The 12,035-nt window shown below is 67.7% G+C and carries 14 protein-coding genes; 3 read left to right on the top strand and 11 right to left on the bottom strand.

Annotated features, from left to right (window positions below):
* Window positions 1-3: 3 nt before the first annotated feature.
* Window positions 4-204 (bottom strand): sulfur carrier protein ThiS, encoded by a 201-nt coding sequence (thiS, locus tag SA87_RS11005; RefSeq protein WP_066203291.1) that lies wholly within the window; start codon window positions 202-204, stop codon window positions 4-6.
* A 386-nt stretch (window positions 205-590) separates the two neighbouring features.
* Here thiS and namA point away from each other — a divergent pair, with 386 nt between their 5' ends.
* Both namA and fumC read left to right on the top strand, forming a co-directional pair.
* Window positions 591-1,646: an NADPH dehydrogenase NamA gene (gene namA / locus SA87_RS11010; RefSeq protein ID WP_066203099.1), complete on the top strand. Its 1,056-nt coding sequence runs from the start codon at window positions 591-593 to the stop codon at window positions 1,644-1,646.
* A 78-nt stretch (window positions 1,647-1,724) separates the two neighbouring features.
* The gene (gene fumC / locus SA87_RS11015) at window positions 1,725-3,122 is read left to right on the top strand and encodes a class II fumarate hydratase (protein ID WP_066203102.1); all 1,398 of its coding nucleotides are present in this window, start codon (window positions 1,725-1,727) and stop codon (window positions 3,120-3,122) included.
* A gap of 109 nt (window positions 3,123-3,231) precedes the next feature.
* Here the strand turns inward: fumC and SA87_RS11020 are convergent, their stop codons facing one another.
* Together SA87_RS11020 and SA87_RS11025 are read right to left on the bottom strand one after the other, a co-directional pair.
* Window positions 3,232-4,239, bottom strand: a complete 1,008-nt coding sequence (locus SA87_RS11020) for a threonine/serine dehydratase family protein (RefSeq protein ID WP_245637723.1) — start codon at window positions 4,237-4,239, stop codon at window positions 3,232-3,234.
* An 82-nt stretch (window positions 4,240-4,321) separates the two neighbouring features.
* Window positions 4,322-5,419 carry a site-2 protease family protein gene (locus tag SA87_RS11025; protein ID WP_156423649.1) on the bottom strand — a complete coding sequence of 366 codons (1,098 nt, stop codon included), beginning with the start codon at window positions 5,417-5,419 and terminating at the stop codon, window positions 4,322-4,324.
* Window positions 5,420-5,525: 106 nt separating this feature from the next.
* Between SA87_RS11025 and SA87_RS11030 the strand changes: the two genes are divergently transcribed.
* Window positions 5,526-5,843, top strand: coding sequence for a hypothetical protein (locus SA87_RS11030; RefSeq protein ID WP_066203107.1), 318 nt, complete (start codon window positions 5,526-5,528; stop codon window positions 5,841-5,843).
* A 124-nt stretch (window positions 5,844-5,967) separates the two neighbouring features.
* Here the strand turns inward: SA87_RS11030 and spoVAE are convergent, their stop codons facing one another.
* The 8 genes from spoVAE to SA87_RS11070 form a co-directional block, all read right to left on the bottom strand.
* Complete coding sequence (gene spoVAE, locus SA87_RS11035; protein ID WP_066203110.1) at window positions 5,968-6,318, bottom strand: stage V sporulation protein AE; 351 nt, start codon at window positions 6,316-6,318, stop codon at window positions 5,968-5,970.
* A 1-nt stretch (window position 6,319) separates the two neighbouring features.
* Window positions 6,320-7,324 (bottom strand): stage V sporulation protein AD, encoded by a 1,005-nt coding sequence (gene spoVAD, locus SA87_RS11040; protein WP_066203113.1) that lies wholly within the window; start codon window positions 7,322-7,324, stop codon window positions 6,320-6,322.
* Window positions 7,325-7,470: 146 nt separating this feature from the next.
* On the bottom strand, window positions 7,471-7,926 hold the full coding sequence (spoVAC, locus tag SA87_RS11045; protein WP_066203116.1) for a stage V sporulation protein AC: 456 nt from the start codon (window positions 7,924-7,926) through the stop codon (window positions 7,471-7,473).
* A gap of 72 nt (window positions 7,927-7,998) precedes the next feature.
* Window positions 7,999-8,634: a tRNA (guanosine(46)-N7)-methyltransferase TrmB gene (gene trmB, locus SA87_RS11050; RefSeq protein ID WP_066203120.1), complete on the bottom strand. Its 636-nt coding sequence runs from the start codon at window positions 8,632-8,634 to the stop codon at window positions 7,999-8,001.
* Window positions 8,631-8,897 carry a hypothetical protein gene (locus tag SA87_RS11055; protein ID WP_066203297.1) on the bottom strand — a complete coding sequence of 89 codons (267 nt, stop codon included), beginning with the start codon at window positions 8,895-8,897 and terminating at the stop codon, window positions 8,631-8,633. The genes trmB and SA87_RS11055 overlap by 4 nt, the downstream gene beginning before the upstream one ends.
* Window positions 8,898-9,057: 160 nt before the next feature.
* Window positions 9,058-9,792, bottom strand: a complete 735-nt coding sequence (locus tag SA87_RS11060) for a pseudouridine synthase (protein ID WP_082718478.1) — start codon at window positions 9,790-9,792, stop codon at window positions 9,058-9,060.
* Window positions 9,793-9,939: 147 nt separating this feature from the next.
* The gene (locus SA87_RS11065; protein ID WP_066203128.1) at window positions 9,940-11,274 is read right to left on the bottom strand and encodes a glucose-6-phosphate isomerase; all 1,335 of its coding nucleotides are present in this window, start codon (window positions 11,272-11,274) and stop codon (window positions 9,940-9,942) included.
* 164 nt (window positions 11,275-11,438) lie between these two features.
* Window positions 11,439-12,035 carry an SCO family protein gene (locus SA87_RS11070; RefSeq protein ID WP_066203133.1) on the bottom strand — a complete coding sequence of 199 codons (597 nt, stop codon included), beginning with the start codon at window positions 12,033-12,035 and terminating at the stop codon, window positions 11,439-11,441.

Genomic DNA, 12,035 nt, shown 5'->3' on the forward strand with positions numbered 1-12,035 from the left:
CCCTCAGCCCCCGCCGACGAAGTGGACGATTTCGAGCTTATCGTTTGGGCGGAGGGGCGTTCGAGCATAGTCGTCCTTCGCCACGATGGCCTCGTTCAGCTCAACCATGACGATTTTGCCTTCCAGTCCGTAGTGCTTGAGCACGTCGTAAACCGTCTCCACGCCCGGAAGATCGACCTTCTTCCCGTTGAGGATGAGTTCCATCGGATCCCCCCTCGGCCCCATCGGATCCCCCTCGGCCACAAAAAAACGCCGCCCGGCGGCGGCGCCTGCATCGGAACGCATGGTCTCACGACCGCCACCTTCCCTCCGCCGGCATTACCCGGAGCGCTGAAAACCCTCAGCGCGCGTTCAGGTTCAAAGGGTTGGAGCCAGGCTCCTCTCAGCCGGGCCAGAGGCCCAGCACCCCCGGTGGCCTTCCTCTCGCTGCGATCGCTTGTGGTCACCTTCATTGTACAGCAATGCCGAGCGACGCGCAAACAGCCTCCGCGGCTCAAACGGGTCGGCGGACAGGCGGGCGCGGTCCGATCTGCCGCTTGCCGTTGATCTCGGACGCCCGCTTGTCGTAGCATAGACTCGGGGTGAGACCGATGCCCGGATTGTTCGACCCGATGATCCTTCGGGGGCTGACCCTGCCCAACCGCATCGTCATGTCGCCCATGTGCCAGTACAGCGCCGGACCGGACGGCCGGGCCAACGACTGGCATTTCGTGCACTACGGCACGCGGGCCGTCGGCGGCGTCGGCTTGATCCTTCTGGAAGCGACGGCCGTCGAAAGCCGCGGACGCATCAGCGAAGCCGACCTCGGCCTTTATGACGACGGGCAGATTGAGCCCCTGGCGCGGATCGTCGATTTTATTCACGCCCAAGGGGTTCCCGTCGGCGTCCAGCTGGCCCACGCCGGGCGCAAGGCCTGGTCGCCGGCGCGGGGAATCGGCCCCGAACAGGCGGTGGCTCCGTCTGCCCTGCCCTACGCCGACGGCTGGCCGGCGCCGCGGGAATTGTCCACCGATGAACTTCCGCTCATCGTGGAAGCGTTCGTTCAGGCGGCGCGGCGGGCCGCCCGGGCCGGCTTCGACGTGATCGAGATCCATGCCGCTCATGGTTATCTTTTGCACGAGTTCCTTTCGCCGCTGTCGAATCATCGGCAGGACGCGTACGGTGGCGATCTCGAGAACCGCATGCGGCTTCTTCTGGACGTGGTGGAAGCGACACGGGACGTCTGGCCGGGCGATCGGCCGCTTTTTGTCCGCCTTTCGGCCGTGGACTGGGCGCCGGGCGGTTTGACCCTGGAGGACACGGTGAAAATCGCGAAAGCGCTGAAAGCGCGCGGCGTGGATCTGGTGGACGTAAGTTCGGGAGGGTTGATCCCGCCGCCCGAGCCCATTCCGGAGGGCCCGGGATACCAGACGGGCTTCGCGGCGGAAGTCCGCCGACGGGCGGGCGTCGCCACCGGAGCCGTGGGTCAGATTACCGCCCCCGCTCAGGCCGACGCCGTCGTTCGCAGCGGGCAGGCCGATCTGGTGTTCCTGGCGCGGCAGCTCCTCCGTGAACCTTACTGGCCGCTCCGGGCGGCGGCGGAACTCGGCGTCGACCGCTCCTGGCCGCGCCAGTACCTGCGCGCAAAGCCGCGCGTCCATGCCTGAACTTTGCCATCCCCGGCGTTGTTGACTAGAATGGAAGAAGCGGCGGTTTTGGCATCTTTCCCCTAAGGAGGCAGCACCGTGGAATACCGCATCGAACGGGACTCCCTTGGCGAGGTCAACGTCCCCGCCGACAAGCTGTGGGGGGCCGTCACCCAGCGGAGCCTGATGAACTTCCCCATCGGCAGCGAGCGGATGCCGATGGAGGTCATCCGGGCCCTCGCCCGGATCAAAAAGGCGGCGGCGGACGTCAACCGAACGCTCGCCGGCCTCGATCCCGACAAGGCCGAGGCGATCATGGAGGCGTGCGACGAGATCCTCCGGGGCGAGCTCGACGACCACTTCCCCCTCGTCGTCTGGCAGACCGGAAGCGGCACCCAGACGAACATGAACGTCAACGAAGTCGTCGCCCGGCGGGCGACGGAAAAACTCCGGGCTCGCGGACTGGAGAAGCGCGTCCACCCGAACGACGACGTCAACCGCTCCCAGAGCTCGAACGACACCTTCCCGACGGCGATGCACATCGCCGCCTACAGCCTGATCGTCGAAAAGCTTCTGCCGGCCCTCCGGACGCTCCGGGCGACCTTTGAGGCGAAGGCCGAGGCGTTTCTGGACATCGTGAAGATCGGCCGGACCCACCTTCAGGACGCCACGCCGCTCACGCTGGGCCAGGAAGTCAGCGCCTGGGCCCGGATGTTGGAAAAAAGCGAAGCGATGATCCTGGACGCCCTCGAGCCCCTGCGGGAGCTCGCCATCGGCGGCACCGCCGTCGGCACGGGGTTAAACGCCCATCCGCGCTTCAGCGAGGAAGTCGTCGAGCGGATCAACCGGGAGACCGGCTACGCCTTCTTGCCGGCGAAAAACAAATTCCACGCCCTAACGAGCCACGACGAGCTCGTCTACGCCCACGGCGCCCTGAAAGCCCTCGCCGCCGACCTCATGAAGATCGCCAACGACGTCCGCTGGCTCGCCAGCGGCCCCCGGGCCGGCATCGGCGAGATTACCATCCCGGCGAACGAGCCCGGCTCGTCGATCATGCCCGGCAAGGTCAACCCCACCCAGAGCGAAGCCCTGACGATGGTCGCCGTCCAGGTGATGGGCAACGACGCGACGATCGGTTTTGCCGCCAGCCAGGGGAACTTCCAGTTGAACGTCTTCAAGCCGGTGATTATCTATAACTTCCTGCAGTCCGTCCATCTCCTCGCCGACGCCATGCAAAGTTTCAACGACCGGACGGCCCTCGGCATCGAACCGAACCGGGAGACGATCGCCCGGAACGTCGAGCGCTCGCTCATGCTGGTCACGGCGCTCACGCCCCACATCGGCTACGATAAGGCGGCGGAGATCGCGAAGAAAGCGTATGCCGAAGGGACGACGCTCAAAGAGGCGGCCCTCGCCCTCGGCTACGTCACCGAGGAGGAGTTCGACCGCTGGGTGCGGCCGGAACGGATGATCGCCCCCGAGTGGCCGAACGACTGACGTCGAAGCCGGATGTCGACCCCGGCGTCCCGCGGAAACGAGCCGTTTCGCGGCGCCGGGGTCGTCTTTTTCTTCCGATCCCCCGATTCCGCTGACCGCCCGTGCCGGCTTATAGCCCGTGCCGCGCAAGCGTCTCCGAAAGCGCCGGCCAGAGGGCCCGCCAGTCGACGTTCCCGCCCGAGAGGATCGCCACCCGCCGGCGGGCCGCCGCCGGCCGGAGGGCGGCGGCGACGCTTACGGCGCCGGACGGTTCGACGACCTGCTTGAGGCGCGTCATGAGGAAAAAGACCGCCTCGACGATCTCCGTCTCGCTCACCCGGACGACGTCGTCGACGAGTCGGGCGATGATCGGAAAGGTGAGCTCGCCCGGCGTCAGCGCCCTGAGGCCGTCGGCGATCGTCGGCGCCGCCTTCAGGGCGACCCGCCGGCCGGCGGCGAGCGAGCCGTGGGTGTCGTCGGCGAGCTCCGGTTCGACGCCGATCACCGCCACCTCCGGCCGCCGGTCCTTCACCCACGTCGCGATGCCGGAGATGAGCCCGCCGCCTCCGATCGGGACGTAGATCGCCTCGACGTCCGGAAGATCGTCGAGCACCTCCAAGCCGACGGTCCCCTGACCGGCGATGACGCGCGGATCGTCGTACGGCGGGATGAAGGCGGCCCCTTCCGCCGCGGCGAGCTCCCGGGCCTTCGAGAGGCGCGTCTCCGAATCGTCGCCGGCGACGACGATGCGGCCGCCGTACGCCTCGATCGCCGCCCGCTTCGCCGGGGCGATCGACGCCGGGACGACGACGGTCGCCGGAAGGCCGACCGCCCGGGCGGCGTACGCGACGGCGGCGCCGTGGTTTCCCGACGAGGCGGCGACGACCGCCCGGGCGCCCGCCTCGGCCGCGGCCAAAACGGCGTTCAATGCCCCGCGGATCTTAAACGACCCCGTCTTCTGCAGATGTTCCCCTTTCAAAAAAAGCGACGCTCCGGCCCGCCCGTCCAGAAGCGCCGAGCGAAGAAGCGGAGTCCGGTGCACGTGCGGCCGGAGGCGCGCATCGGCCGCGAGCACGTCGGCGGCCGTCGGCGCCTCTGCGGGGACCGATGTTTTCGCCTCCATTTTTTTCGCCTCCATCGAGGTCCTCCTTTTTATGCGATTATAAGACCACTATAAGCCCACCGGGTCGACCGCGATCACCGCGCCAGGACCGCCGCGATCACCGGGGCGGGGGCGGCGGCAGGCTCCCGGCGGCGACGCCGGTCATCACGAGGAGAAAAGCGATCAGCCCAAAATACGCCCCGCCGTAGGCAAGCCGGGTCCCGAGCGGCACCCGGTAATATTCCGGGTCGACGGCGATCCCCCGCGGCGTCCGCTCCGACCGGTAACGGACGCGCAGCCGAAGCCGACCGGTCGCCGGGCCGAGGCGATGGTAGCCCAGCATTTCCGCCTCCGTTACCGTGCCGAGCGGAAACGAAACCTCCCCGATCTTCCCGACGCCGGGGTAGTCGACCTCGAGGACGGACTCCCGGTCGTCGAGTCGCACGTACTGGCGGAAGTCGAGCGCCCGCCGGTGCGCTTCCCCCGGAACCGGCGCCCCCACCGCCTCGAACACCGCCGGCGAAGCCGGGACGGTGAGCACCGCCTCCAGATCCCCGTCGTTTTTCCGGCCGAAAACCGTTCGGGCGAGCTCCAGGGCAAACAGAAACCAGAACAGCAAAAAGACGATCGCCTGGAGGTAAATGATGACGACCAGCCCGACGACGAGGCCGACGATCCAGAGCCAGCGGGAGATGGCGACGACGATCCGCCCGCCGTCGAGGGGATGGATCGGCAAGAGGTTTAAGAGATTGATGAAAAACCCGGCCCAGGCGACAAGCATGATGAGCGGCGAATCCAGCCAGCGGGCGAGGCCAAACGCCCCGAGGGCGCCGAGCGTGCCGAAGGCGGGACCGCCGATGGCGACGAATGCCTCCGTCGGCGCGTCGGCCGGCTGCCGCTTGAGGAGGATCACCGCCCCGAGGAACGGAATGAACGCCGGAAGCGTCACCGGAAGCCCCGCCCGTCGGGCGGCGAGGACGTGGCCCATCTCGTGGATGAAGAGCATGGCCACGAGGCCGACGGCAAAGGGCCACGGGTAGATGAGGGCGTAGGCGCCGATGGAAAGGGCCATGCTCCAGATCGTCGGCCCGAGCTTACCGAATTTTAATAGTTTGATGACGAGGAACCCGATGCTTTTCGCTTTGCTCAGCAGAATCGCCAGCGCGGCGATGAGTCCCCCCATCCGGCCGAATCGGCCCTTCGGGCGCTCCCTCACGGCGGACCCCCCTGCCCAAAATGCTTTCATCATTATACCGGCACAGACCGCTTCCGGACAACCACCATACCGTAAGGTGAGATCGTCCGAGAAAGGAGGGAACCCGATGGCAGTCGCCTACGCCCACGCCGTCCGCTACATCGGACGGCCGGTCTGGGTCCTGACCAAAGACGGCCGCCGCCTTCACGGCATCGTCCATCACGTGACGCCGACGCACCTGTACCTGCGCCCCTTTGCCCCCGCCCCCGTGGGGCCGGTCGTGCGGCCGATGGGCACCGAAGGCCGGACCGACGTCGTCCCCCTCGGCGCTGCAAGCGGCCTGACGACCGTCGACGAGACCCAATGGGGGTGGGGACCGTATACGGCGGCGGTGATTGCATTGCCGCTTTTTGTCCTGCTCGCCCTCGGACTTCTCTGGATTTAAGATTAAGGAAGTCAAAAAAGCGGCCCGCCAAACGGCGGGCTGTTTTTTGACCGGGCGTCCGGCGACTTCAAGCGTCCGACCGCGTCTTTTTGCATCGTCCGCTCTCCTGAGCCGCCCGCCCTCCCTATCCCTTCGGCCGAAAGACGAGGGCGGCGAGAAAACTGAAGATGATGGCCGCGCTGATGCCGGCGCTCGTGATCTCGAACATCCCGGTGATGACGCCGATCCACCCGTGGCGCTTGAGCTCCTCCAGCGCCCCGGTCGTCAGGGCATAACCGAAGCTCGTGATCGGCACGCTCGCCCCGGCGCCGGCAAAGCGGATGAGGGGCTCATACCAGCCGAGGCCGCCGAGGACGGCGCCGGCGACGACGAGCGTCACGGTCGTGTGCCCCGGCGTCAGCCGGCCCACGTCCATCATCAGCTGGCCGACGGCGCTGATGAGCCCGCCGACGACGAAGGCCCAGAAAAAGATCACCCTACCTCCCCCTCTCCACCGCCACCGCGTGGGCGATCGTCGGCACCGACTCCCCCTGCTGGTACGTCACCGGCGACATGAGGGCCCCGGTGGCGACGATAAGCAGGCGGAAGATCGTCCCGGCGACGAGGTGTTTCATCAGGTGACCGTAAAACACCGCCGCCGAGCTCGCCGCGCCGCTCGCCCCGGAAAAGACGCCCTGATCTTCCCGATAGATCATGAGCCCCGCGTCGACGATCTTCTCCGGGTCGAAGCGAAGCCCCGCCTGCTCGAGGAGCTCCAGCAAAAGTTCCCGCCCGATCCGGCCGAGGTCGCCGGTGACGATGAGGTCGTAGTCGCCGGGCGAGCGGGTCATGTCTTCAAGGTGCGTCACGATCGTGTCGTACGCCGCCGGCGCCATCGCCGCCCCCATGTTGAGCGGATCTTTGAGCCCGAGGTCGACGACCCGGCCGACGGTGGCGGCGGTGATGACGACCGGTGCCGGGTCGAGGGCCACGATGCCGGCGCCGGCGCCGGTGACCGTCCACTGGGCCGTCGGCGGCTTCTGGGCGCCGTATTCCGTCGGATAGCGGTACGTCCGCTCCGCCGCCAGGTTGTGGCTCGCCGTTCCGGTGAGCGCCCGGCGCACCCGCCCGGCGTCGACGGCGAGGGCCGCCAGAGCGAGCCCCTCCATCGACGTCGAGCAGGCGCCGTTTAAGCCGATGAAGGGCATGCCCATCGTCCGGGCCGCAAAGGACGCCGTCACCCCCTGGCTCAGGAGGTCGCCGGCGAGAAAGAGGTCGACGTCGTCCTTGCCGAGGCCGGCCTTTTTGAGGGCGATCTCCGCCGCCGACTCGAGGAGCTTCCGCTCCGCCTGTTCGAACGTCTGCATCCCGGCGTAGACGTCGTCGAAGATGAGATCAAAATCGCCGGCGAGCGGCCCTTCCCCTTCTTTCGGACCGCCGACGGCCGCCGAAGCGAGGATGCCCGGACGGTTCGGAAACAGCCACGTTCGCCCGCGTCTCACCCGACCCCCTCCTCCTTTTGGCCGTCATCCGTCCCGGGCGCCGGCCGGATCAGGGCGGTCCGCCTGCTTTCCGGAACCGGCATCTTGCGGCCGGCCCGGAAACGGCGCGGGCCGCCAAGACGGCACCGACCGGCCCCTTTCCGGCGTCAGACCAGCGCTTCCACCACCGCCCGGACGAGGGCGACGACGAAGGCCGCCACCGTTCCGAAGACGATCACCGGCCCCGCGACTTTGAACATGTTCGCGCCGACGCCGTAGACGAGTCCTTCCGACCGGGCGTCGAGGGCGCTGGAAGCCATCGTGTTGGCAAACCCGGTCACCGGCACGATGCTTCCGGCGCCGGCCCACTCGCCGATCTTGTCGTAGACGCCGAGGCCGGTCAGAAGCACGCTCAAAAAGACGAGCGTCGCCACCGTCGGGTTGCTGGCGGTCTGTTCCGTAAATCCGAACACCGTCTCGTACAGCCACATGAACGCCTGCCCGACGACGGAGATGAGCCCGCCGACGAGAAAGGCCCGGGCGACGTTGGCCGCCACCGGCCGGGTCGTCTCCTTGGAACGGGCAAGCGCCTGGTAGGCCTTCGCTTCCGGCAGTCTGGCCATGCCGCTTCCTCCTTCCGTCTGGTTAGCATGCACCCCCCGGCATAAAATAATCGGCAAAAAAAATCCGGCCGGTCAGCCGTCCCGCCGGAACACGCCGGCGTAGATCGGCCGACCGGCCAAAAGAAACCGGGCCTCATAATCCGTCACCGGCCCCCGGATCGGGCCGCCGACGACCGTCCGCTCTTCGAGCGGCACGAGGCCCTGAGCGATGAGCTGCTCCCGGCTGTAGGCGTAAAAGTTCGGGTGGTCGGTTTTAAAGACGACCTCCCCGCCCGGCCGAAGCAGGGCGACAAGACGACCCAGCCGCGCCGGATGCGTGAGCCGCCGCTTGGCGTGTCGCCGCTTCGGCCACGGATCGCTGAAATGAAAATACAGCCGGTCGATCTCCCCCGGATGAAAGTAGGCGCCCAGCCGATCGACGTCGTCGAAGATAAAGCCGACGTTCGTCCGCTCGGCCGACCGCACCCGGCGCCAGGCGACGTAGAGGGCTTCCGCCTTCCGCTCGACGCCGACAAAATTCACCCCCGGCTCCGCCTCCGCCGCCTCGACGAGAAAGCGTCCGCGGCCGGAGCCGAGCTCGACGTAAAGCGGCGCCGGGCGGTGAAAAAAGAGAAGCCGCCACTTCCCCGGCCAGCCGTCGGGGCGGTGGACCACCTCCGGCGCGGCGAGGAGCGCCGGACGGGCTTCCGGCTTATGGCGGAGCCTCACCGGTCCTCCCCTTCCCCGGCAGGGTCAAACCACCGGTCGAGCACCGTCCCCGACAGCACCTGCGCCCGGATAAACTGCACCTGATGCGGCAAAAACAGGCTCTCCCACGGCAGGCCGAGCCGGCCGGCGAGATCGACCAGCACCAAAAGCTCCGTCCAGGCGACGTAGCGTTTGTACCAGAAAAACGACGGATTTTCCACCATGTACGGATAGAGATCGTCGAAGGCCGTGTGCTTGCTCTGGATCGCCCGCTCGAACTGCATCTTCGCCGCCCGGAGCCGCTCCTCGACGAGCGCCGCGCACCGGGCGTCCTCCGTCGTCGGCCAGGCGCCCCGCTCTCTCGCCTCGGGCATCCTCGCCCCTCCCTTCGCCCGCCGCGCCGCGCACCGCGCGCGGCGCGGCCGTTCTTTTCCGTTTACAGACCTACCGCTTCTTCTTCTCGAGGCCGACCATCGCCCGAAGCGCCGCCTCTTCTTCCGGCGTAAGGGGGCGAACGGCGCCCTCCGGGAGATCCGGATCGAGGACGATCGGCCCGATGCGGATGCGCTTCAGGTCGACGACCGCCTTCCCGACGGCAAGAAACATCCGCTTGACCTGATGGTACTTTCCCTCGGTCACCGTCACCCGGGCCATCGATCGGGGACCGCCGGCGACGATCTCGAGCGTCGCCGGCCGGAGGCGCGTCCCGTCGTCCAGCACCATCCCGGCGGCAAACCGCCGGACGTCTGCCTCGGTGAGAACGCCGTCGACTTCGACGACGTACGTCTTTTCCACCGCCCAGCGGGGGGCGGCCAGCCGGTGACCGAGCTGGCCGTCGTCGGTGATCAGAAGCAGGCCGCGGGCGTCTTTGTCCAGCCGTCCGACGGGGAAAAGGCCCGGCCGCCAAAGCTCCGCCGGCACGAGATCGAGCACCGTCTCCTGGCGCCGGTCGACGGTGGCGCTCACCACCCCCGGCGGTTTGTTCAGCATGTAGACGACGTGCGCAACGTAGCGGACCGGCGCCTCAAAGACCGTCACCCGATCCGCCGCCGGATCGACGTGGACGTCCGGAGACGGCGGCACGGCGCCGTTGACCTCCACCGCCCCGCTTTTGATCAGCTTTTTCACTTCGCGGCGCGTGCCGTATCCCATGTGGGCGAGCAGCTTATCGAGGCGCACCGCCCCCCTCCTTTCCCGGTGTCTGAAGCACTCCGGCGCCGGCCAGGGGCTCCGCGATCCCGGCCAGGCGCTCCGCCGCGAGGATCGACCGCTTCCGCCCGCGGCCGATCCACCGACCCCCGTTCAGACGATCATCGCTTCGTCCGCCTACCGCCGGTCGAGAAGCGCGGCGATCTCGGCCTGAAGCGCCTCCCCCCGGGCTTCATACCCGGGACGGCCCAGGAGCGCGAACAGATTCGCCTTATAGGCTTCCACGCCGGGCTGATCGAACGGATTGACCCCGAGGAGCATCCCGCTTAAGGCCACCGCCCGCTCGAAAAACATCACCAGCGCCCCGAACGCCTCCGGCGAGCGATCGCGAAGGACGATGCGGCCGACGGGTACGCCGCCGTTTCGATGGGCGACGTACGTCCCCCACATCGCCTGCTCGTTCATCCACTGGAGCGAACGGCCCCGGAGGTAGTCGAAACCGTCGGCGGCGGCGCGATCCGGCACCGTCACGTCGACGCCTTCGTCTTCCAGCCAGAGGAACGTCTCGAACAACAGCCGCCGCCCATCTTGCACATATTGCCCGATGGAGTGGAGGTCGGTCGTATATTTTCCCGTTACGGGGAAAATCCCGCGGCCGTTCTTCCCTTCGCTCTCGGCAAAAAGCTGCCTCAGCCAGGCGCCGACGCCCGAAAGCCGCGGCGTAAAGCCGACGAACAGTTCGATCGCGTAACCCTTCAGATACAGAATATGCCGAAGCATCGCATACCGGTTGGGATCGTCCGCCGCGGGATCGGTCCCCTCCGGCGCCGCCATCAGCGCCCGGGCGCCGGCGAGCACCCGGCGCACATCGATCCCGGCGACGGCCATCGGCAAGAGGCCGACCGGCGTCAGCACCGAGAACCGCCCGCCGACGTCCCGCGGGATGTCGAACGACGTCCACCCCTCCGCCTCCGCCATCGCCCGTAGCGCCCCGCCGGACGGATCGGTGGTGGCGATGATGCGGCGGCGGGCTTCCGCGGGGCCGACTGCCGTTTCCAGCGTTTCCCGCAACAGGCGAAAGGCGACCGCCGGCTCCGTCGTCGTGCCGGACTTCGAAACGACGTTGAGGACGACCCGCCGTGTTCGGACCGCCTCCAGCGCTTCGACGAGGGACGTCGGGCTTAAATCCTCCCCCACGAAACGAATCTCGGGCGCGGCGGCGTCCCGGCCGAGAAACTCGAGCGCCGCCCGAGCGCCGAGGGAGGAGCCACCCACGCCGACGACGAAGAAGACGTCTGCATCTCGGCGCACCCGCTCCGCGATCGCCTCGACGCCGCCCAGCGTCTCCTCCCCGATCCGCGACGGATAATCGAGCCAGCCGACCATGGCGCTTTCGCTTCGCCGCTCGACGAGCGTGGGGTGAAGCGATCGCACGACGTCCGCCGCCCGCTCCACCTCCTCCGGCGCGACAAAAGGCCGGTAAGACGCCGCATCCAGCCTGATCGGGCGCACCGGACGCCCCCTTTCTCCGCGGTTTTTCCCCAGTATAGCACAGGCGGCCGCCGACGTTGAATCGCCGGCGGCGAAAAAAATCGGCCCCAAAAAAGACAACACCGGCGAAAGGCGACCCGCCCTTCGCCGGTCCTCCGTCGGAGCAGAAGCCCATCGGCGCAAGCCTATCGGATCAAGCGCTTCATGTCGCGGTAGACGTCGTCGACCGGAAGGGTCGAACCGGGATACAGGGCGCGGATCTTTCCTTCCCCATCGACGAGGACGACCCGATCGGAGTGGATGAAAAGCCCGTCGTTCGACGGCTGGACCAGGAGCCCGAACGCCCGGACGACGCCCCGGGTCTCTTCCGGCGAGCCGGTGAGCGCCCGCCAGTACGGCCAGTCGAGCGTCTCCCCGTCGTAGCGGAATCGCTCCAAAAACGCCCGCATCGCTTCCGGCGTATCCCGTTCCGGATCGAAGGTGATGGAATAAAACCGGACTTTTTCCGGCGGCACGCCGTCGGCCTTGAGTTTTTTCTGCACGGCCAGCATCCAGTGGGTCATCGCCGGGCACTCGGTCGGACAGTTCGTATAAACAAAGGAGATGAGCCGAACCGCCCCGGCGTCGTCATGCAGATGAAACGGCGCCCCGTCGATCGTCCGAAGCGTAAAGTCCGGCGCCTCGCCCACCACCGGAAGCGACCCCGGCCCGCCGCAGGCAGCCAGGAGCCCGGCAAGGCCGACGGCAAGAAGAACGGACCGCACGCCAGGCCGCATCCGCAT

Source organism: Hydrogenibacillus schlegelii (assembly GCF_001653195.1).
Classification (GTDB): domain Bacteria; phylum Bacillota; class Bacilli; order Thermicanales; family DSM-22653; genus Hydrogenibacillus; species Hydrogenibacillus schlegelii.

What these genes read in the sequence shown, in the direction of transcription:
- SA87_RS11030 (WP_066203107.1), top strand. Translation starts at nt 5,526, where the DNA reads ATGGCAGTCGCCTACGCCCACGCCGTCCGCTACATCGGACGGCCGGTC.
- spoVAC (WP_066203116.1), bottom strand. Translation starts at nt 7,926, where the DNA reads ATGGCCAGACTGCCGGAAGCGAAGGCCTACCAGGCGCTTGCCCGTTCC.
- thiS (WP_066203291.1), bottom strand. Translation starts at nt 204, where the DNA reads ATGGAACTCATCCTCAACGGGAAGAAGGTCGATCTTCCGGGCGTGGAG.
- namA (WP_066203099.1), top strand. Translation starts at nt 591, where the DNA reads ATGCCCGGATTGTTCGACCCGATGATCCTTCGGGGGCTGACCCTGCCC.
- SA87_RS11070 (WP_066203133.1), bottom strand. Translation starts at nt 12,035, where the DNA reads ATGCGGATGCGGCCTGGCGTGCGGTCCGTTCTTCTTGCCGTCGGCCTT.
- SA87_RS11055 (WP_066203297.1), bottom strand. Translation starts at nt 8,897, where the DNA reads ATGCAGTTCGAGCGGGCGATCCAGAGCAAGCACACGGCCTTCGACGAT.
- SA87_RS11020 (WP_245637723.1), bottom strand. Translation starts at nt 4,239, where the DNA reads ATGGAGGCGAAAAAAATGGAGGCGAAAACATCGGTCCCCGCAGAGGCG.